Source organism: Runella sp., from assembly GCF_027484545.1.
Taxonomy (GTDB): Bacteria; Bacteroidota; Bacteroidia; order Cytophagales; family Spirosomataceae; genus Runella.
On record NZ_JAIXST010000153.1, the window covers coordinates 1 to 20,715 of the forward strand.

Annotated in this window: 18 protein-coding genes; 8 read left to right on the forward strand and 10 right to left on the reverse strand. The window is 41.7% G+C overall.

What is annotated here, in order from left to right; translation table 11 throughout:
* The first annotated feature begins 195 nt into the window (after positions 1-195).
* The 6 genes from Q0081_RS14080 (at position 196) to Q0081_RS14105 (ending at position 7,344) form a co-directional block, all read left to right on the forward strand.
* Positions 196-597 carry a hypothetical protein gene (locus Q0081_RS14080; RefSeq protein ID WP_298354486.1) on the forward strand — a complete coding sequence of 134 codons (402 nt, stop codon included), beginning with the start codon at positions 196-198 and terminating at the stop codon, positions 595-597.
* Positions 598-644: 47 nt separating this feature from the next.
* Positions 645-1,040, forward strand: coding sequence for an AraC family transcriptional regulator (locus Q0081_RS14085; protein ID WP_298354489.1), 396 nt, complete (start codon positions 645-647; stop codon positions 1,038-1,040).
* Between the two features lie 68 nt (positions 1,041-1,108).
* On the forward strand, positions 1,109-1,714 hold the full coding sequence (gene recR, locus Q0081_RS14090; protein WP_298354492.1) for a recombination mediator RecR: 606 nt from the start codon (positions 1,109-1,111) through the stop codon (positions 1,712-1,714).
* A gap of 112 nt (positions 1,715-1,826) precedes the next feature.
* Complete coding sequence (locus tag Q0081_RS14095; RefSeq protein ID WP_298354495.1) at positions 1,827-2,204, forward strand: hypothetical protein; 378 nt, start codon at positions 1,827-1,829, stop codon at positions 2,202-2,204.
* 327 nt (positions 2,205-2,531) lie between these two features.
* Positions 2,532-5,648 carry a SusC/RagA family TonB-linked outer membrane protein gene (locus Q0081_RS14100; protein ID WP_409034064.1) on the forward strand — a complete coding sequence of 1,039 codons (3,117 nt, stop codon included), beginning with the start codon at positions 2,532-2,534 and terminating at the stop codon, positions 5,646-5,648.
* 13 nt (positions 5,649-5,661) lie between these two features.
* Complete coding sequence (locus Q0081_RS14105) at positions 5,662-7,344, forward strand: RagB/SusD family nutrient uptake outer membrane protein (protein WP_298354498.1); 1,683 nt, start codon at positions 5,662-5,664, stop codon at positions 7,342-7,344.
* A 79-nt stretch (positions 7,345-7,423) separates the two neighbouring features.
* On the opposite strand, the gene rsgA is transcribed toward Q0081_RS14105, so the two are convergent.
* The 6 genes from rsgA to Q0081_RS14135 all read right to left on the reverse strand — a co-directional run bounded on the left by rsgA (position 7,424) and on the right by Q0081_RS14135 (position 13,426).
* Complete coding sequence (gene rsgA / locus Q0081_RS14110) at positions 7,424-8,347, reverse strand: ribosome small subunit-dependent GTPase A (protein ID WP_298354534.1); 924 nt, start codon at positions 8,345-8,347, stop codon at positions 7,424-7,426.
* 100 nt (positions 8,348-8,447) lie between these two features.
* Positions 8,448-9,527, reverse strand: a complete 1,080-nt coding sequence (locus Q0081_RS14115; RefSeq protein WP_298354501.1) for an iron-containing alcohol dehydrogenase family protein — start codon at positions 9,525-9,527, stop codon at positions 8,448-8,450.
* Positions 9,528-9,870: 343 nt separating this feature from the next.
* The gene (locus Q0081_RS14120; protein ID WP_298354503.1) at positions 9,871-10,065 is read right to left on the reverse strand and encodes a type II toxin-antitoxin system HicA family toxin; all 195 of its coding nucleotides are present in this window, start codon (positions 10,063-10,065) and stop codon (positions 9,871-9,873) included.
* Entirely contained in the window at positions 10,065-10,271 is a 207-nt protein-coding gene (locus tag Q0081_RS14125; RefSeq protein WP_298354505.1) for a type II toxin-antitoxin system HicB family antitoxin, read from the reverse strand. The genes Q0081_RS14120 and Q0081_RS14125 overlap by 1 nt, the downstream gene beginning before the upstream one ends.
* Before the next feature lie 12 nt (positions 10,272-10,283).
* On the reverse strand, positions 10,284-11,492 hold the full coding sequence (locus Q0081_RS14130) for a DegT/DnrJ/EryC1/StrS aminotransferase family protein (RefSeq protein ID WP_298354508.1): 1,209 nt from the start codon (positions 11,490-11,492) through the stop codon (positions 10,284-10,286).
* Between the two features lie 173 nt (positions 11,493-11,665).
* Complete coding sequence (locus Q0081_RS14135; protein WP_298354510.1) at positions 11,666-13,426, reverse strand: hypothetical protein; 1,761 nt, start codon at positions 13,424-13,426, stop codon at positions 11,666-11,668.
* A gap of 63 nt (positions 13,427-13,489) precedes the next feature.
* On the opposite strand from Q0081_RS14135, the gene Q0081_RS14140 reads away from it, so the two are divergent.
* Positions 13,490-15,364 (forward strand): glycoside hydrolase family 13 protein, encoded by a 1,875-nt coding sequence (locus Q0081_RS14140; protein WP_298354513.1) that lies wholly within the window; start codon positions 13,490-13,492, stop codon positions 15,362-15,364.
* A gap of 37 nt (positions 15,365-15,401) precedes the next feature.
* Here the strand turns inward: Q0081_RS14140 and Q0081_RS14145 are convergent, their stop codons facing one another.
* The 4 genes from Q0081_RS14145 to Q0081_RS14160 all read right to left on the reverse strand — a co-directional run bounded on the left by Q0081_RS14145 (position 15,402) and on the right by Q0081_RS14160 (position 19,586).
* Positions 15,402-16,808, reverse strand: coding sequence for a tetratricopeptide repeat protein (locus Q0081_RS14145; protein ID WP_298354516.1), 1,407 nt, complete (start codon positions 16,806-16,808; stop codon positions 15,402-15,404).
* A gap of 141 nt (positions 16,809-16,949) precedes the next feature.
* Complete coding sequence (gene pafA, locus Q0081_RS14150; RefSeq protein ID WP_298354519.1) at positions 16,950-18,581, reverse strand: alkaline phosphatase PafA; 1,632 nt, start codon at positions 18,579-18,581, stop codon at positions 16,950-16,952.
* A gap of 90 nt (positions 18,582-18,671) precedes the next feature.
* A complete protein-coding gene (locus tag Q0081_RS14155) occupies positions 18,672-19,013 on the reverse strand; it encodes a LytTR family DNA-binding domain-containing protein (protein WP_298354522.1) in 342 nt (113 codons plus the stop codon).
* 51 nt (positions 19,014-19,064) lie between these two features.
* Positions 19,065-19,586, reverse strand: coding sequence for a hypothetical protein (locus Q0081_RS14160; RefSeq protein WP_298354525.1), 522 nt, complete (start codon positions 19,584-19,586; stop codon positions 19,065-19,067).
* A gap of 194 nt (positions 19,587-19,780) precedes the next feature.
* On the opposite strand from Q0081_RS14160, the gene Q0081_RS14165 reads away from it, so the two are divergent.
* A complete protein-coding gene (locus Q0081_RS14165; protein ID WP_298354528.1) occupies positions 19,781-20,620 on the forward strand; it encodes a carboxypeptidase-like regulatory domain-containing protein in 840 nt (279 codons plus the stop codon).
* Positions 20,621-20,715 lie beyond the last annotated feature (95 nt).

The window sequence follows — 20,715 nt, forward strand, 5'->3', positions numbered from 1 at the left end:
ACAGAAATATGAAAGCTATCAAAGTGAATTGGTCATTTACTACTGAAAAAGCTCGAACAAAAATGCAAAATAGATATAATGAAATTAATGTACAAAATTAAATTGCTACAACACTAGTATTGATTTAATTTGTGTTCAATAGTAAAGTCTATATACCATTTTGAAGAACCCATAACATTTAAAATCAGTAGTAGTATGAGCACCATTCCAAACCTTGACGTAATCAAAAGTACCACCCTAAATTTGGAAAAGGGGCTGGAGGCAGAATTTATTTTAACGTCTGGAAAAACCCCACTACCTCCTGTTGAACCAAATACCCTTTGTTTGTGGGAATCGGTTGAACTTGTAAGAGTTTATCACCCCCATCAATCTACCCAGTCAAAAATTCAATTTATTACGTACGGAGATGAAAAAATTGAAATTGAGCCACTAAAAAGATATAAAACAATACGACTGCTTAAAATTTCCATTTCAGCTGAGTGGGCAAAAAGCAGCGGTCTACTTGAGCCTTTTTTGCAAATAAAAAATGTGCATGATTTTGTATCGTTACCTTCTTTCTACAAACTTTCTACAAATCATTGGATGTTCCGTTACTAGCGTTTGTCCGCAATTCCAATTTAAGCAGCCTGCACAACAACCTTCGTTTGAAAAGTGCTTTGTTCGACTATCTGAACTCTTATTTTGAAGTGCTGAAAGGTCCTAAAGTGATTAAAAATGACCGTCTCAAGATGGAATGGGTGGTAAATAACTATATGTTTCAGTTTGAGCAGCCACTACCTACCATCACCGAACTCAGTGCTCAGTTAAGCATGAGCGAAAGCAAGTTTAAATACTTATTTAAGGAAGTGTTTGAATTGCCTTTTTATCAATATTTTCAGCAAAAGCGCATGAAGCAAGCGGCTGAATGGTTAAAATCCGGCGAATTGAACGTCACGAGTGTGTCTCAAAAATTAGGGTATAGTCACCCCATCAAATTTATCGGGCAGTTTAAAAAGATGTTTGGGGTTACCCCGTTGAAATATGCCAAAGGGAAAGAGTAAAGTTCATTTTTAGTATGGGCAGGCATTTCGTATTTTTGTAAAAGAATTGTGTGACTACCTATATTATTATGAATTTTCCCTCAAAATTAATCGAAGAAGCCGTAAGTGAAGTCTCCAAACTCCCCGGTATTGGAAAGAAAAGTGCGTTGAGAATAGTGCTTCATCTGTTAAAACGCACTGAGAAAGAAAGCCACGCTCTGGCGGCAGCCCTTGTTGCTGTGCGTACACAGATTCAATATTGTAAAAAATGCCGCAATATTTCAGATGATGAACTTTGCAGCATTTGCTTGAACTCCAAGCGTGACCAATCGGTCATTTGTGTGGTACAGGACAGTCGCGATGTACTCGCCATTGAGAATACGGGCCAATACAATGGCTTATATCACGTGTTAGGCGGGATAATTTCACCGCTTGAAGGCATCGGTCCAGGTGACTTACACATTGATACTTTACTTCAACGACTTCAGGGAGCCCCTGAAGTAAAAGAAATCATTCTTGCGCTCAGTCCAACGATGGAGGGCGATACTACTTCCTTTTATCTTCAAAAGAAGCTTAAACACTTCGCTCTAAAAATATCCACAATTGCAAGGGGTATCCCAATCGGAGGTGATTTAGAATATGCCGATGAGATTACCTTGGGACGCAGCATTGTAAGCAGAATAAACTACGACTAATTGAAATTGTTTTTTTAATGGGTTTGTAAATTTTAGGTTTTTGTCAGTAGAAAGTCTGTTTTGGTCGCTTATTTGGCAATATTAAAGCTACGTTGACTTGCCAAAGTACCAAATGAAAAATTTTGCTCACTACACCGTTGAGGAATTTGCAGCGGAACCGCTTTTTATTAGGTGGGTGCAGCAACCTGACGACACAGAACTGAGTAATTTCTGGCAAGTATGGCTTAAAAATCACCCTTACAAATCAGATGAAATCGCAGAAGCGCGAACATTGGTGGGTCAATTTTCAGCCGCCTATGTGGGCATGACCTCTCAGGAAATGCGTACGCTTTGGAAGCGAGTTTTAGAATCTGTCAATACCATTCCTGAAATTGATCCCCTTGACCAAGAAGTAAAGCCTTTGGCGTCCGCTTTGTATTTGACCCGTTGGTTGATTGCGCTTTTTGTTGGCTTGGCTTTAGTAGGTTGGATTCTTTGGAAAATTTATTAATATACTAAGGAGAGTGCTTTTGTTTCGTCATAAATTGCCGATGAAAGGGTGGATTTAATCGACGTAATCTTGAAATAGTACCAAAAATAACTCTAATTTTTTTAAGAGTATACTGTGAGAAAGCCGGTGATTACTTAAAAATAGTCAAAAAAAATACAAAAATTAATGTATCGGAAACGTTCCCGGTAACGATTGCGTAAAATGTTTTGCCCTATTTTTTGCGAAAGTTAATCAATAGCTCTAAACTCGTTGAGTAATAACTTTGATTTTTCAATACTTTAACCCAAAATAATTACATTTTATTTTCACTTATTTTAATCTATCATTATGAGGCAAATCTCTATTTTGAGCAGTACGTGGGTGATTGCGGCGGTGTTAAGTTCAGCATCCGTAATGGCTTCTACCCCGCCTACGCATGGCAGTGGCGGTAAACTTACTGCAACCGTAAACGCTGATAAAACAGTCAGTGGAAAAGTAGTATCAACGGATGATGGCGCTCCCCTTCCGGGTGTAAGCGTTGTGGTGAAAGGTACCACCACGGGAACGAATACGGATGGAGAAGGTAATTTCAAAGTAAATGTAAAAGATGACGCTGCGGTGTTGGTGTTTTCAGCTGTGGGCTTTGAAAAACAAGAAATTACCGTGGGTAATCGTTCTACGATTAACATTTCTCTCGCGACAGACCAAAAATCACTTAATGAGGTGGTAGTAGTAGGGTACGGTACTCAGAAGAAAAGCCAAATGACAGGGGCAATATCGCAAGTAACGGCCAAGCAAATTACAGAAATGCCTTTAACTAACCTTGGACAAGCTTTACAAGGTCGTGCAGCCGGTGTTGACGTTTCACAATCAGGCTCTAAGCCAGGTGCAGCTCCAAGAATTCTAATTCGTGGTCGTAGGTCATTTAACGCTGGAAATGATCCTCTATATGTTATTGATGGTATCCCATTGTCAGCTGGTTATGAGGATATCAACCCCAACGACATTCAGTCTATAGAAGTTTTGAAAGATGCCACAGCCACAGCTATTTATGGTGCGAGAGGTGCAAACGGAGTTGTTTTAGTAACCACAAAAAGAGGTGGAACTAAAGGAAAAACAACTGTTACGATTGATACTTACGCTGGTGCATCAAACGCTTATAGCAAATTGGAGTTATTCTCGGGAGAAGAATTTGCTGAATATGTAAGAGAAGCATATAGAGCTACGAACTTATACAGAGACGCTGCGGGAAACCCAGTTGCAACAGGGGTTGCAGATCCAGCAGCCGATGCTAAAGTTGCAGTTTTAGGAGGTGACCCTAATGTTGCGGCTGGTATTGCGGCTGGAAGAAATACCCAGTATCAGGATTTAATACTCAGAACTGGGTTGATGCAAAATCATACCATTGGTATTCAAGGAGGAAACGAGAGAACTTCATTCTATATCTCTGGTGGATTTTTCCAAGATAAGGGTATTACAAAAGGTTTAGATTTTACACGTAATTCGCTTCGTGCAAACATTGACCACCAAGTGAATAAAAGACTTAAGGTTGGTATATCAAGTTACATGATGTATTCGATTAGAAATGGTGAAAACTTGAACCCTTACGGAAATACATTGAATGCCAACCCACTTGGTGCTGCTTTTAATGCCGATGGCTCTTTGGTTTTTGAACCTACAAACGATGCGCTTTTGTCTAACCCGCTATCTGAGGTAGAGCCAGGAGTTAATGTTGATAACACTAAGCGATATAGAATCTTTAATTCCATTTATGCAGAAGTAAAAATCATTGATGGTCTGACTTATCGTTTAAACTTAGGTCCTGACTTTACTATATCACGTTGGGGGCGTTTTATTGGTTCAGAAACAAACGCTCGTCGCCGTGGTGATGCACAGGCATTCAATGAGAATCGTTTTGGGTTCAACTTCACCATGGAAAACATATTGAACTACAGCAAAACCTTCGGGAAACATACTTTGAATGTAACGGGTGTTCAGTCAATTCAAAAAGATAATTTTGAAAGATACAGAACTGAGGTTCAAGGAATTCCAGCTCAGGCACAATCGTTTTATAGTTTAAATTCTGCAACATCAGTTTTGGCAACCGCTTCAAATTTAACAGAATGGACAATTGCTTCATTGATGGGTCGGGTAAACTATTCATATGATGACAAATACTTGCTGACGATGACTATCCGTCGTGATGGTTCGAGCCGTTTCGGTGAGAACACAAAATACGGTAACTTCCCTGGTATTGCTTTGGGTTGGAATATCAGCAATGAAACATTCTTAAAAGGTGTCACATGGATTGATATGTTGAAACTTCGTGCAGGTTGGGGTCAAGTAGGTAACCAAGGGGTAGCACCCTACCAAACACAAGGGTTATTGGGACGTACCACCTATGCTTTTGGAGCAACAGGAGCTTTTGGATTTAGACCAGGCACAATTAGCAATCCAAACTTAAGATGGGAGTCCACTGCAACTTCTAACGTTGGTTTAGATTTTTCTGTTTTCCGTGGGCGTGTACAAGGTTCATTGGAGTTTTATCAGACAAATACCAAAAGCCTTCTCCTAAATGATTTCTTGCCTGGTTCTGTTGGGTTTAACTTCTTTAGTAACAACGTGGGTCATACCAGAAATACAGGAATTGAATTGGGACTTACTACGGTAAACGTTAACACAAAAAATGGCTTTAAGTGGACAACAGATTTCCAATTTACTCGCAACAGAGAGGAAATCGTTGAATTGTACAACGGTAAAGTGGATGACTTAGGTAACAGATGGTTTATTGGTTATCCATTGAATACTTACTTCGATTTCAAAAAAGCAGGTATTTGGCAAACAAGCGAAGCTGATTTAGCTAAATCGTATGGTTCTGAGGTTGGACAAATCAAAGTACAGGATACAAACAATGATGGTAAAATTACCGCAGATGACAGGGTACTTATCGGTAATGACGTACCAAAATGGTCGGGAGGTCTTACTAATAGATTCGAATTCAAAGGATTTGACTTGAGCTTCTTCTTGTTTGGTCGTTTTGGCAACACCATTTTGTCGGGTTTCCACAGAAACCAATTGCAACTTGCAGGTCGTTATCAACAAATAAAAGTGGACTATTGGACGCCTAATAATCCTACCAATGAGTTCCCACGTCCAAAGAGTAATCAAGAGTTTCCAGTATATAACTCAACACTCTTTTACTACGATGGAACTTTTGTTAAGCTAAGAAATATCAACTTTGGATATACATTCAGTAATGCAATTGCTAAGAAAATCGGTGCTGAGTCGGTGCGTTTGTATGCATCAATACAACAACCTAAAATTTGGTCTTCTTACTTGACTAAGTACAATGGTGTAGATCCAGAGGCAGCTATCACTGGTAACCCAACAGGTACGACTGAGGTAAATAGTGGAGTTACTCCTTCCACTACAGTAACTACATTTGGTTTGAATGTTAAATTTTAAAGCATTAATTATCATGAACATAAATAAATTAAAAGTATTCGCGTTGGGTAGTATGCTACTCGTCAGTACTTCTTGCCAAGATTTGCTAAAAGAAGAGGTGATTTCAAACATCGGGAACGATTATATAAACACCGCCAAAGGATTTGAAGATGCCACAAAAGCAGCTTATTCATCGCTTAGAACGTTTTATGGTACGCAATTAGGCTTGACATTCACCGAGTATGGAACCGATATCTACGCTACGGGTGCCGATGGTGGATATAAAGGTTTTCATTTCTACGACACCCAAATTCAACCAACAGTAGATTACTTGGCTATTCTGTGGGATGAAATGTACAGAGGCATAAATACCTGTAATGCTGTTATCGAGAGAGCGGCGGCCGTGGTAGGTGTTTCGGATGCAACCAAAAAATTGAGAATTGCTGAGGCAAAGTTTTTGAGAGCCCACTATTATTATATTTTACACGAGCAGTTTGGCCCGCTTGATTTGAGATTAACAGAGACCTTGGCCCCTACCAAAGAGAGCAAAAGGAATAGTTCGGCAGAAGTTTATGCTCAAATAATCAAAGATTGTAATGAGGCAATAGCTGATTTGGAGAATAAAGGACACTCAAATGATTATGGTAGAGCTACCAAAGCGTCGGCTGAAGCACTTTTAGCTAAGGTATATTTAGCCAAAGCTTATGGCCCCAATAAAGCCGCTGATGATTTCCAAAAAGCCGCGGATTTGTGTACGAACCTAATTACAAAGTATAGCTTTAGACTTTTAGATGATTTTGCGGCTGTACACGACGAAAACAACCAACAGAATGCTGAAGTTGTTTTTGCAGTACAATACACAACAGACCAAATTACTAATGCCACCAATGCGGGTGGAGAAGGTGGTGGTGGAAATAACCTCCACTTATTCTTTGGTATGCAGTATGATACCCAAGCAGGTATGGTAAGAGATGTATTCTACGGTCGTCCGTTTAAGCGTTTGAGACCTACTGCTTTTTGTTTGAATACGGTTTTCGGAGAAAGAGTAAATGATTCTCGCTACAAAAAATCGTTTAGAGATACTTGGTTGTGTAACAGTTCTGGTGCTTTCAATACCTCATTCGATAATTCAAAGTCAAGAGTTACTTTTGCTGCTGGTGATACTACAATTTTCATTCCTGGTTTTGAGATGAGCCAAGCAGAAAGAGCTAAAAGAAAATATCAAGTATTGGTTCCAAGTAGGTATGATGAGGCTCTGTTCCCAACCTTACAGAAGTTTTTTGACACCAAACGTGCAGACAGAACTGAACCAAGAGGTTCAAGAGATTATTTTGTATGGAGATTGGCAGATATTTATCTCATGCGTGCCGAGGCAAATTTGCAACTTGGTAAAAAAGCAGAAGCTACTGCTGATGTAAATGTGGTAAGACAAAGAGCTGCTTTCCCAGGTAAAAAAGACGCTATGAAAATCACTGAGTCTCAATTGACATTTGATTTTCTGGTTGATGAGCGTGCTCGTGAATTGGCGGGAGAGCAAACTCGTTGGTTAGATTTGAAACGTTGGGGGCTTTTAGTAGATAGAGTTAAAAAGCATAATCCACAAGCTTCAGCTGTGGCAGATAAGCACTATTTACGTCCAATACCACAAACACAAATTGATAGAAGTGCCAAGACGGCGGAAGGAACTTCATCTTTTGCTCAAAACCCTGGTTATTAATTTTCTAACTACCATAATAAACAAAAAGAGAGGCGAAAGCCTCTCTTTTTTGTTGGATAATATGAAAAAGAAAATAAGCTTATCGTCGGTTATCCTGCCCTCCTATCATACTCAAATAGCTTTCATAGCGGCTCATGGCGATGTCTCCTGCTTCCACCGCATCTTTAACGGCACATTTGGGCTCGTCGATGTGTAAGCAATTATGAAACTTACATTCGTTCAGCAAGTTGCGCATTTCGGGGAAATAATGACTGATTTCTTCCTTTTCCATTTCAGATAGACCCAGTTCTTTGATGCCAGGCGAATCAATGATGAAGGTATCAGGCGCAATCTCAAACATCTCGGCAAACGTAGTTGTATGTACCCCTTTGTTGGCAAAGGTCGATACATTGTTGGTGCGAAGGTTCAAATCAGGGGCTATGGTATTCACCAAGGTGGATTTTCCTACCCCCGAATGCCCGGAAAGCACTGATATTTTTCCTTGCAGTAGGTTTTGAAAGGTTTCAATTCCTTCACCCGTTACGCTAGAAGTCGTAAAACACAGGTACCCCAATTGATTGTAGAGGTCTAATAACTCCTGTTGATAGGCTTTAGTTTCATCGTCAAAAAGGTCCTGTTTGTTGAAAATAACAATGCAGGGCACCCGAAATGATTCTGCAACCACCAAAAGTCGATCAATAAATCCTAATGAGGTACGGGGAAAAGTAAGCGTAGCCACAATAATTAACTGATCAACATTGGCCGCCAGCAAATGGGCATGAGCCGACTTATGGACCGATTTCCTGGCAATGTAATTGTGACGGGGCAGAATGTCGTTTATCAAACCAGTTTGCTTGGTTTCGTCTTCAATTTCCCAATAAACGGAGTCGCCGACAGCTACGGGATTTGTCACTTTTAAGTCCTGAAACTTAAATTTGCCCCGTAGTCGACACTGCCAAATTAATCCTTCTTCATCCCGAATATCGTACCAAGACCCGGTAGAACGAATCACCAATCCTTTCAACGATTGAGCATTGACCTCTTCGGATCGTTGGTTAATCGCTGCGGCGTTTCTGGTCTGAAACTTGGCAGGCGGGGCTTTTATTTTACCTGATTTTTTCAAATTATAGTCTCCTGAAAATTTCTTCGATGTCCTCTAACGTGAATTTCTCTTTCCAATCGTAGCCAATAGCGTGATTCCACATGTGATCGAGTTTGTAAGACACGTGCGCCATTGCCGTAATTTGTTCCTCTGTCCAATCTTTAGAAAGGTTTTGAGGAAGCGTAATGTTGTGTTTTTTAACCATTTGTCTAAATTCAGCTACACCATCGGGATAGTAATCTATTAAATGATTGAAAGCAATACAGTTGGAATAGCAGTGGCGCATTCCCAGAATTTTAGAAAGTCCATAGCTGATTGCATGACAGATACCCACTTCGGAGTAAGTCAAACTTAATCCGCCCATTAATGAGGCTACCATCAATTTATCGTCGTTTTCGGCAGTTTGTCCACTCTTTTCGCCCAAATAAATTTCGCGGCAAAGTTTCATGGATTGTTCCGCATACGCGTGAGAGTAGGCATTGTTAAACTGCCCGTTTTCGGATTCAATGCAGTGAATGTAGGTGTCCATTCCCACGTAAAACCACCAATCGCGTAGCACGGTAGCTATCAAATCTGGGTCTAAAATCACTTGATTGAATACTGTCCACTCGCATTTTAAACCCAATTTTTTCTCAGGGCCGGTCAATACGGCAGTCATGGACACTTCAGCACCCGTACCGGAAATGGTAGGTACACCAACGTGGTAGATTCCCGGTACTTTAATGAGATCCAATCCTTGGTATAGTGTTGAAGAACCTTCATTGGTTACCATGAGTGATAAACATTTGGCAATGTCCATAATGGCCCCGCCACCGATTCCGATGATACCTGACGGCAATCCTTTTTCGGCTAAAATCTCATCACGGAGCGTATCAATTTGCTCGGTAGTAGGCTCGTGCGGGTCAACGTCAATGAAATAAACGGTATCTCGCGGTAATAAAGGCAAGCGACGTTCTAAGTCTTTGCCTTTAAAATAATTGTCAACGATAAACACCATGTAGCGATTGTTTTCGCTACGGTAAGGGGCAAGTATATCGCCCAGCTGACTGAAACTTCCCCGTCCAAAGACGGTTTTTTCAATTCCTTTGAAATTTTTATGCATGGTCTCTCTGCGGCGTATCGCTTGAATTCCCAAGAAGGGACTTCGATTTTAGATTATTTATTTTGTTTGTATTTGGTGAAAACATAAGCACCATTTGCATTCATTGATTCACTCTTGGACTTGTCTGCCAACTCCTCAAAAATTTGTTTAATTCTTGGATTGTTCTGATAAGCTTCCTGCAATTCTTTTTGCGTTTGGCGCGTGCTTTTCATCAGTCAACGCCCCAAACTTTTGGGTGGTTCGGTAAGTTTTTGTTCCGTTTTTTTCATTGTCTTTTCTTCAAGAAAATAATCTAACCCCACTAATTTTCTCTGACTACTGATGTATAAAGAAGATATATCGTTTAATCCAATGTCGGAATTTCCAGCTGTTTACAAATAAGAGTACACAGGTTTTTATCCATTTGTGGATGTCGAGGAATTGTTGTCTTCTTTCCGGAAAACTCATTCTTATAAATGTCATGCTTGGAGCCGTGTCGGTGAAAATGACAACCATGTACTTCGAGATGTTTGATTAATTTGTTGCGTTTAATAGACATTAGGCAGCAAAAATCAAATCTTCCTGATAGACAATCTTTTGACTAACAGACTCTTCCCTCATGTCTTGTAAATACAGTTCAAGTGCATCCAAGAGATTTTCTTTCACTTCTTGTACAGAATTTCCTTGCGTCAACACTGCCGGAATTTCTTTTATCATTCCAATAAAATACTCTTCTCCTTCCGTAATTATTAATGTCAGTTTCATAATTGAATGAGTTTAACACGTGTAAGCCACCATTGCTTTCCGAATCGCGGTTTCCAGTTTATTGGCCAACGTTTCCAATTCAGTTTGTGTCCACGTAACGCGTACGCCAAATGAAATTAAACGTCCAATCACTTCCTGCGATTTCGGAAGGTCTACATTGGCGTAATCTTGTGGGGTTCCTAATACTTGTATCGCCAATTTGCTCGCTGTACGTAATTCTTTGAAGTGATCCCATTGATTGATAAAGTGATACATATTGGTAAACCAATAGTTAAAACCACCTACGCCCGCTGCATTCAGCTCGGCTACGACGGCTTGTGCACTTTCGGTATCGGGCAACAACAAATTCAGGAAGGTGGCCGAGTCGCCGTCGGGGTCAGGAATAGTGGCAAAACCAACGCCGGGTACGTGGGCCAAACGATTCATTAACCATTTTTTGTGTTCGTTGTTTTTCTCTACCAAATAAGGTACACGGCGCGTTTGGGCCAATCCTACGGCAGCGTGAAGTTCCGAAATGCGGTAGTTGAAACCGATGATAGGGTGCTGTTCCATTCCTCGGTTGCTGCCAACGTGGTCGTGACCGTGGTCAGTGTATGAATCGGCAAATTTATAGGCTTGCTCGTCGTTGGTGACAAAAATACCGCCTTCACCTGCGGTTGCAATTTTGAAGAAATCGTAAGAATAAGCACCTGTTTTGCCCAAAAGACCGGTAAAAGTACCTTTGTAACTGGCACCCATGGCTTGTCCGGCGTCTTCTACCAAAATAAGATTATGTTCACGGACTACTTCAAAGATGGCATCCATATCGGCCATTTGTCCGCACATGTGTACGAGGCAAATGCCTTTGGTTTTGGGAGTAATTGCCTTACGAATCCCTTCGGCGCTGAGGCAAAGCGTTTCATCAATTTCGGCAAAAACAGGTAAGGCACCAATCATCAAAACCGCTTCAACGGAAGCAATGTATGTGAACGGTGGTACAATTACTTCATCGCCTGTGCCAATACCCGCCGCTACCAAAGCCGTTTGAATGGCTGTAGACCCGCTCGATACTGCATGGGCGTATTTTGCTCCAACCACTTTACACACTTCTGCCTCCATTTCGCGGGCTTTCCAGATGTTATTGCGTTGAGCTTCGTGATTATAACGGAAAAGAATTCCGGTTTCTAAAACGTCGTTGATTTCTTTGCGCTCTTCGGCGCCAAATAGTTCGGTTCCCGGCATGTCAGTTTACTGTTTATTAGTTACGGTTTAGAGCTTACTGCAAATCCTGAATTGTATACCGTGAACCGTTCGGGCGGCTCCGTACTTGCTGAATCAGGCAGCTAAACTCATTAATGCCACAAAGTTAGTGATTTTGTGGCGTAGAAATAGAAGATTTTGAAAGCGCAGTGCTGCTACAAATGAAATACAATATTTGATTTAACAGGAGGATAGTTGACGGGGTTGTCATTTACTAAAAGCAGATAAATCGCATATTCCCCCTTAAGAAAATGTTTTTTAGGCACTGATATGGAGAAGGCTGGTAAACTCACTTTATGGTGGTCATTCTCCAATTCCATGTCCAAAATGAGCGTTTTGTCGTTTTGGGGCTCCGTGATTTCATTGTGAGTACAGTCGAAAGGGGTAGCATTATCGTGAATTGCCCAAAGCCGATGGTGAACTTGACCGATTTTCAGCACATCAGCCGGTGGATTCGCGATGAAACCCGCAATGTGCAAATTATCACGAGTTTGATAAATAGTGTCAATACGGAGTTTGAGATACGTGAGAGGAGGACGGTTCAGACTGTCATAATACGTTTTGCTGTGGAGTGGCTTATCTAACTTATACTTATAAAATCCATTTTTTGCCAGTTTATTCAGTGTATTGACTTCGAGGCAATTAAAGCCGGAGTTGTTTAAATGATAGTTTTCCATTTTACTCATCAGTCCTTCTTTTCGCTCCTCGGGATGCCTGAGGTGGAAGGTAAAATACTTGAGATTGATAAGAACCGAAAGTGTTAACAGTGCCGGAAAAAGCATCTTTTTGAGAAGTACAGGACGTAAAAATAAATCCCGACTTACGATGATAATACCCGCCGTTAACAGCATGGAATAGATGGAATAGCGTTCCGACAAAGCGGTGTTAATTCCGTATTCGTATCTTTTGAAGGTGGTCATTGCGGCCATCATCACGCTATACAGGATGCACAAAAACACAAAAGGGTTTTGTAAATAGTATTTTTTATAAAAGGCAAAAAGGCTTACTCCCAAAAAGACGACACCCATGATTTGGGCAATTTTTGGATTAAACGCAATGCTTCCCAAAAAAGCAAAGAAAAATTGAGCCGCTTTGGGAAGTTGCTCAATGAGCAGTTCAGAGGTAGGATGACGGTAAATTTGCTCATATTTCCAATAATAGCCCCCAATCAATAATAGGGCCCAAATAAGCCAAACTGCAAGCAAACGATAGCGCTTTTGGAAGAAAAATACAGCGCTGATTACTGCCAACAGCGCAAAGCCCCCGCTGTTGGAAAAAATAGAAAGTCCACTGCACAGGAACGTAAGAAAACTGTTTTTGAAGGAGGATTCTTTCAACGAGAAATGAATGGTAGCTACCGCAAACAGCGCTGAAAACAGATTGGAGTTCTGCATGGCGATGAGCGTATTGGAACAGGAACTGATGATAACAAATGCGATGGGGATAATCCACCATTTTTGTTCTCCGATGTGTTGATTGTACAGAATGACGATAAAAACCAGACTTAGATTGCCAAGAATAATCCACGAGCGCAAGTCAATGGAACCTGAAATTCCGTATTGAATCAAGGCTAAAATCCGCGTTACAACAAGCCGATGTTCGTTGTGTTGACTGAACAAAACACCCAATTTTTCCCACCAAGAGTTGGCTTCTTTTAATTGGTTAAACATCTCCATGACGTAAACGTCATCGCCCACGGGGAGGTTGATTATATTCCTGTACAATACATAAGCAAGCAGAAAAACGGGAACAAGACAAATCAGAAACCAAGGTTTTTTGATAATCGGCATGGTTGAAATCGTACTTTGGGAAGTAAAATCCTGCAAGGTTGGAAAGGAAAGCAGGGCTTCAAAGATAGGTGAAAAAGAGAAAACAAGTGATGGTTTTAGTAGGTTTATTGGTTTTAGAAGGGGCATTTTATGCGTTTGTCGAAAGTTTTTTCTAACTTTCGACCTTGTCAAAAATTGATTTTTAAACCTATGATGAACGTATTCAAATCCATTTTACTCAGTCTGTTCATTGGCTGGGGAGGCTTCTGTGCTACGGCCCAAAATCCTGAAATTAAGCATATCCACCCTACAAACTGGTGGGTGGGAATGAAAACCCCCAATCTTCAATTACTTGTTTATGGCAAAAATATCAGTTCGGCCAAAGTAAGTTTGACGTATCCGGGAGTTCGCATTAAAAAGTCGCATAAAGTAGAAAATCCAAACTATTTGATGGTTGACCTGGAGATTTCTAAAGCGGCCAAGCCCGGCACCATGCGTTTGGTATTCAGTAACGGCAATTTTAAAAATACTCAAAACTATACGCTGGGGGTAAAAAAATACAAACCGGTTGCCATCAATACCCCCGATTTTATCTACCTCCTTATGCCTGACCGCTTTGCGAACGGCGACGAGAGCAACGATAAATTTAATGATATGCTTGACAGACAAGCCGATAAAAATGTGCCTTTTTTGAGGCATGGAGGTGATTTTCAGGGTATTATCAATCATTTAGATTACTTGCAGGAATTGGGTGTAACAACGCTTTGGAATACACCCGTCATTGAAAACGATACCAGGCTTAAAAAAGAGCTGCACGGTAATTTGCAGGCAGCCTATCACGGCTATCATTTCAGCGACCAATATAAAATAGACCGTCGTTTTGGAGGAAATGAAGGCTATAAAAAACTGTCGACGGCTTTGCATCAGCGGGGAATGAAATTGATTCAGGATGCCGTGTACAATCACGTATCGGAAGACCATTGGATGTTTGTTGACCCTCCGACCAAAGATTGGTTTAATAGGTCGCCGTCTTATACAGGAACCACTCATAAGGAACAGTCCGTTTTTGACCCTGCCGGTACCGAGGCCGATCGCAAGCTGTTAACAGACGGCTGGTTTACCCCATTCTTACCGGACGTCAATCAACGCAGTCCTTTTTTTGCAACCTATCTTATCCAACACGCGATTTGGAGTACCGAAGAATTTGGAGTAGATGGTTGGCGAATAGATACGTATAAATATAACGATATGCCGTTTATGAATCGTTGCAATCAAGCGCTTTTGGATGAATATCCTAACCTCCTGATTTTTGGAGAGACTTTTGTAACCAACCCTGCGTGGTTAAATTACTTTGTGCGTAACAACGTAAAATACCCTTTCAATTGTAATCTGCCTGGGACGTGTGATTTTCCAACGTATTCGGCTATTAACGAGTCATTAAATCAGCCTTTCAGTTGGGACGGGGGTATCAATCGCCTATATAGCACTCTCGCGCAGGATTACCTGTACGCGGATCCTTCTAAAATGGTAACTTTCCTTGAAAATCACGACACAGACCGCTTTTTTTCGGTAGTAGGAGAGGATTTTAATAAGTACAAACTGGGCGTAACATGGTTGCTGACCGCACGAGGAATTCCTCATTTTTACTATGGTACAGAGGTATTGATGAAAAACACCAAAAATCCAACGGATGCGGAAGTACGCAAAGATTTTGAAGGCGGCTGGAAGGGGGACAAACAAAGCAAATTCACGGCAACGGGGCGCAATGCCAAAGAAAATGAAGCATTTGAGTTGGTGAAAAAATTGGCCAATTATCGTAAAAATACCCCCGCACTTCACAGCGGTAAGTTTACTCAATACCTGCCCCAAGACGGCGTATACGTGTATTTTCGATATGACAATGCCAAAACAATCATGGTTGTCATGAACACAAACGCCGCAGAGTCTACGTTTGACACTGCTCGTTTCTCGGAACGAATGAAAGGGTTTTCGTCAGCACAAAATGTGTTAAGTGGAGAGACAATCTCCGGTCTGTCGTCAATGAAAGTGCCTGCCATGTCGGCTTGGGTATTGGAATTGAAGTAAAAAAAGCGGGGCGGAAATCATTTCCGCCCCGCTTTTTTTATTTGCGATACTGTTCAATTAATTTAAACAGTGCTTTTTGTTTTTCTAAGTCGGGAAAGAAATCGTACAACTGCTCGTGGGCTTCGTAATTGAGTGCAAGTGCGATTTCGAGGTGAATAAGTGCTTCTTTGTATTCACCGGCGTGTAAAAGATAGGCGGTAGCGCGGTAATACATACTCGCATTATCGGGAATATCATCGAGTCCTTCCTGAATGACTTCGTACGCTTTGTCAAACTGTCCCTGGTCAAAAAGGACCAAAGACCATTTGAGCCAAACTTCTTCATAATCAGGCTCCAAGTCGGCGGCTTTTTCAAAGGCTTCTATGCTTGAAAAAACGTTCCCGATTTTATATTCCAATTCGCCCAATACCAACCAATAGTCCGCAACGTGCTCATTAAGTTTAATGGCTTTTCTGATGCAATTGAGTGCTTCAACCCATTTTTCTTCCACGGCCAAACAAACGGCTACCCCGTACCAACCTTCATCCCATTCTTTGTCGAGTTTGAGCGATTCGCGGTAGTATTCAAGGGCTTTGCCAAAATCTTTCAGCTTTTCGTAGCTTGCTCCCAAATGACAGTAAAGGTCTGCCGTAGGGGTTTCGTGTTGGAGAGTAAGCAGATAGCACTCGTTGGCTTCTTTGTACCGCTCCAAATTCATGTAGGCATTGGCCATGTTGAAATAGGCCGATGAAAAATCGTCCTTGATGACCGAAGCATAGTCGTACGCGTTGAGGGCTTCTTCGTAACGTCCCAATTTACTGTAAACAATACCCAGATTATACCAGGCATTGTGGGAGTAAGGTTCGCGGTCTATCAGCTCGTTGTAGTAATCAATGCTGCTCTCCAACTGCCCCATAATTTCGAGGCAAAACGCCAGTTCATACAAAGCGTTTTCGTTGTTTAAATTGAGTTCTAGGCTATTTTTGTAGTACTTGATAGCTTCCTCGTATTTGCCAGCATTTTGATAAGCCTGCCCGATTTGGAACAAGATGTCGTCTTTTTCATCCTCCTCAATGAACTGAAGCATGGTTTCGTAGACCTCCACCGATTGCTCATATTCTCCCATCATATTATAAACACCGCCCTGCATAAAAAGCACGTCTAAGTCATGGGGATGAAACAAAGAAGCGCGTTCAAGCAAATCAAGAGACTCGTCATAACGCTGATTCTGGGCGAAAAGATGAGCTTTATCGAGCATCAGTTCAAGAGAGTAGGGGAAGTGCTCAAGGCCAAACTCGCAGGCCTGTAAGGCGCGCTCCCAATTACCCTCGCCTATGTAGTGCTCCACGATTTGCTCGTAGGTATCTAAATCAAAAAATTGACGTTCATGGTTTTTGAGCATTACCTCAAATCGTTGTACCGAATCCCGCCAATCTGGTTGTCTCTCCTCGTATTCTGGTTGCATATCCTGAATGTATGGGGGTAAGTGTCTTAGTCGAAAGATATGAAAATTTCTTTTGCTGTCAAATTTTTAACGAAATATCATTCAACATAATTCATTCTAAAACCCCATACAAAAAGGATGCAATTGATAATCAGTCGCTTTTTATTTTTTCATGACGTCTTCAATCACCCGACCGATATTACCGCTTGGTTCTAATATCTTGAGCAATGCTGCGATAGTTGGCGCTGTATCAGCTACGGCAGTACGATTGAAAGTCTCCCCGTGTTTGATACCCCAGCCCATAAACAGCAAAGGAATGTGGGTATCATAGTTGTAAGGAGCTCCGTGAGTAGCCGTCGTAGTTCCTGAAATCCAACCCGGCTCAGTTACGATTTGAAGGTCGCCGCTACGTTTGGCGTGATTCCCGTTTTTGTACAAAGTCAGCAAATAGTCGTTGATGTTGGCATTTCCCAAATCGTGGAGATTAAGCACGGTGGCGATACCGTCCATATCAATCATTACTTTCCGCACTACTTTGAACACATCTTCCACTTCAATTTTTTTAGCGGCCAATGTTTGATGGTTCAAATACAATTGGTAATTCTCGGAAGCGGTGATGTAATCTCCTTCGCCGAATTTTTCGACCAAAGCGGATTTGATAGCGGTATTGATTTGACCTAAGTTAAGACGCCCGGTGGGTAGTTTATGCTGTTTCCACAATTCTGGCACATCCATCACCCCATGGTCGGCAGAGATAAAAAACAGATAATTGCCTTTCCCAACCTGTTTGTCAAGAGCCGCAAAAATTTCGGCAAAATCACGGTCAAGGCGTAAGTACGTATCTTCTTCTTCCACCGAGTTAGGACCAAAAGCATGACCTACGTAGTCTGGAGTTGAAAAACTAATGGCTAAGAAATCCGTCGCGGGACCTTTCCCGAGATTTTCGTTTTTGAGAGCTTCCAGGGCAATTTCTTTGGTAATGGTGTTACCGTGGGGGGTACTGGCCAAAATTCCGAAGGCATCCCCCGCAATTCCTGCCAAGTCGTACGGGAATACGGATTTTTTGGCACCTGCAATTTTTGCTTCGTAGGGTTGGTCATCAGCAGTACTTTCGGTGTATTGAGCAATGGGAAGCAGGGTGTTCCAATTTTGCTTCATCAATTCAGACGGACGCTTTTTGGCGTTATAGTCTTTCACCCACTGAGGTAAATCGTTCATGTAAAAAGTACTCGTAATCCAGTTACCGGTTTTGCTGTCAAACCAATAGGCACCGTTGGCGGTGTGTCCGGCGGGCAAAATGGCGCCTCGGTCTTTGATGGCTATACCGATGGTTTTCCCTTGGTAATTATTGCCGATGCGCAATTGGTCGGTAATGGTGCTGGTTAATAGATTTTTGGGCGACATTTTTCCCGCCGTCAAATTAGTAGTACCTACGGGTTGTACGGTGCTGTCTCCCACGCAATACATACCTTTGCCCAATTTTCGGTCATACCAATCATTTCCCACAATGCCATGGATGGAAGGGACTGAACCTGTATAAACCGATGCATGGCCTGCGGCTGTTACAGTTAGTGCATAATTGTAGTGGTGATTTCGGCAATTGAAACCTTCGCTTAACATTCGTTTGAATCCACCTTCACCATACTTGTCGTAGTAACGGTACCAATAATCGTAGCGCATTTGGTCAATCACCACGCCTACTACCAACTTGGGGCGGGCCAGGGTTTCGGATTTGGTTTGGGCAAAAAGTGTCGAGGTACACAAAATTGCCAGGGTGAGTTTGAGGTACTTCATTGGATGGGTATATTTGAATAGAAAATCGGGACGAATTTACGGCAAGTTTTTTCAACTGTATAAGTATTACGAAATACAATTATTTTAGGGCTACTGCTCATTCCGTAAACTTAACCTTTCCTTCAACTCTTTAACACGTACGCGCTGCATGACAAACTCTGTTTTCTCGTCGGCCAGGCGAACGATGTATTTGTCATTTTCCCAATAGGAGTAATTTTTTAGGAAATTCAGGTTCAAAATCACCGAACGGTTGACTCGAAAAAATTGATGGGGGTTAAGCTCTGCCTCTAATTCGGCGAGTGTTTTCCTGATATTATACGTACGCCCTAAGGTATAGGCAAAATAATTTTTTTGCTCAACCTCAAAATACAGTATATCCTGAACCGACAGAATGGTTTCGCCCTGCTCAAACCAGGCATCAAGGGCGGTCAAATAGGAAAGGGTAGTGGGTGGAAGAGCAGGCGTATTGAATTGCGTTTTTTGCTACGCATGGTAGTTTAAAAACAGATTGACATTGAGATAACTGTACCCGAAAATGAGAAAAGGCAAAAGATAATTGCCAAACATACGGGCATGAAAAAAGTATTCGGGGAAGTAGGCTGTCCATGAATAATGAGGATAAAATACCGCCAAATAACGGAGTCCGTTGGTAATGGGACCAAAAATGACAATGGCTGCCAAGACGCAGGGTAGAAAATTGAGCTCGTATAAAAGAACTCCTCTGAGCGTAGGCGTGAGGTAGTTCATTCTAAAAATTCGGATGTAATAATGAGTAACCTGAATAAAAATCAGTACTGAAACCAGTTCAAATAGCAGGTAATAGCCGAACAATACTTTGAAATAATGCCCGACCTCTCCTCTGAACAGGGCCGAAAATTCGCTGTCGTTGTGGCGATATAAGGTCATTAGTTGAAACAACAAAATTCCAACCAACGTAATGGCTAAAATCAATTTCCAATTCTTGGGAATCCGAAAAGTAATAGGAATCAAAGGAGGGTTTGTCATGCGTCAAAGATAACACAGACTCGTATTTCAGGCAAATAAGAGGGCATTTCGGGAAAATAAAGAGGCTGTACCCCCTTATTTCACTCCTAATAGCCCGTGTTTCGGGCCAAGGCGCTTGTTTCGTTGCTTAGGGAGATTGTACGTTTGTATCAGCCGATTGGCATTCATTCGTCTATTAGCAACCGCCCAAAACCATGAAAACTCTGTCCTCTCTTCTTTTTTTAATGGTTCAAATGACCGCCTTTATGTATGCACAAACACCCGTCCGCGTATCGGGCCGGTTAATGAATACGCAACGACAACCGCTTGCCTACGTAAGCATCGGAGTTGCAGGTACGGCGGTTGGGACAGTCTCTGATGAGCAGGGGAAGTTTGAGTTATATTTGTCGTCGGAAGGCAACGTCGTTTTTTCTCCGATTGGCTACCGCTCGCTGACGCTTTCGACGGCTGCTCTCAAAACGAACTCCGCTGAACAATCTATTGTCATGGAAGAACAGCCGTTTCAATTGCCTGAAATACGCATCAGCAACCGCGAACAGGTGACGAAAACGATTGGGGGCGATAAGGCCAATGCCAAAACAAGCACCAATTTTGCCATCGGCAGTAAACCAAGTCAGAATTTAGGAGCGGAAATCGGCCGAAAATTCAATTTGCCCCATGCCGTCTGTCGTTTGGAAAAATACCGTTTTTACCTACAAAGTAATTTTGAATCGGTCAAGTTTCGGGTCAATGTGTACTCGCTCAAAGGCATGGAAAACCTTTTGCTTCAAAACATCTATTACACTACTTCCGGGAAGGTGAATGGCTGGATAGAAATTGATTTGACACCTTATGCCATTGAGGTAAGTGATAATATTGTGGTGTCGATTCAGTGGATAGAGAGCAAAGGAAAAGGCTCGTACTTACGGATGCCCATTCAAATGCCTGCGTTGGCGGTGCACTATTATAAATATGGCAGTCAGGACAGTTGGAAAAAATTCAACGGCATGACTACTGCCATGAACCTAACCTTTTTGGCAGTGCGCGCAAAGTAATGCTATAACAAAAAAATAGACAACTGGGGCAAATGCCTAACTTTGGAGTGACTAAACTCAAAGATTATGTACCTATTTTGCCCAAGTTGTCACAG

Excerpts from the sequence above, each read along its gene's own strand:
- Q0081_RS14080 (WP_298354486.1), top strand. The coding sequence starts at position 196 with ATGAGCACCATTCCAAACCTTGACGTAATCAAAAGTACCACCCTAAAT.
- recR (WP_298354492.1), top strand. The coding sequence starts at position 1,109 with ATGAATTTTCCCTCAAAATTAATCGAAGAAGCCGTAAGTGAAGTCTCC.
- Q0081_RS14095 (WP_298354495.1), top strand. The coding sequence starts at position 1,827 with ATGAAAAATTTTGCTCACTACACCGTTGAGGAATTTGCAGCGGAACCG.
- Q0081_RS14100 (WP_409034064.1), top strand. The coding sequence starts at position 2,532 with ATGAGGCAAATCTCTATTTTGAGCAGTACGTGGGTGATTGCGGCGGTG.
- Q0081_RS14105 (WP_298354498.1), top strand. The coding sequence starts at position 5,662 with ATGAACATAAATAAATTAAAAGTATTCGCGTTGGGTAGTATGCTACTC.
- Q0081_RS14115 (WP_298354501.1), bottom strand. The coding sequence starts at position 9,527 with ATGCATAAAAATTTCAAAGGAATTGAAAAAACCGTCTTTGGACGGGGA.
- Q0081_RS14120 (WP_298354503.1), bottom strand. The coding sequence starts at position 10,065 with ATGTCTATTAAACGCAACAAATTAATCAAACATCTCGAAGTACATGGT.
- Q0081_RS14125 (WP_298354505.1), bottom strand. The coding sequence starts at position 10,271 with ATGAAACTGACATTAATAATTACGGAAGGAGAAGAGTATTTTATTGGA.
- Q0081_RS14130 (WP_298354508.1), bottom strand. The coding sequence starts at position 11,492 with ATGCCGGGAACCGAACTATTTGGCGCCGAAGAGCGCAAAGAAATCAAC.
- Q0081_RS14135 (WP_298354510.1), bottom strand. The coding sequence starts at position 13,426 with ATGCCCCTTCTAAAACCAATAAACCTACTAAAACCATCACTTGTTTTC.
- Q0081_RS14140 (WP_298354513.1), top strand. The coding sequence starts at position 13,490 with ATGATGAACGTATTCAAATCCATTTTACTCAGTCTGTTCATTGGCTGG.
- Q0081_RS14145 (WP_298354516.1), bottom strand. The coding sequence starts at position 16,808 with ATGCAACCAGAATACGAGGAGAGACAACCAGATTGGCGGGATTCGGTA.
- pafA (WP_298354519.1), bottom strand. The coding sequence starts at position 18,581 with ATGAAGTACCTCAAACTCACCCTGGCAATTTTGTGTACCTCGACACTT.
- Q0081_RS14160 (WP_298354525.1), bottom strand. The coding sequence starts at position 19,586 with ATGACAAACCCTCCTTTGATTCCTATTACTTTTCGGATTCCCAAGAAT.
- Q0081_RS14165 (WP_298354528.1), top strand. The coding sequence starts at position 19,781 with ATGAAAACTCTGTCCTCTCTTCTTTTTTTAATGGTTCAAATGACCGCC.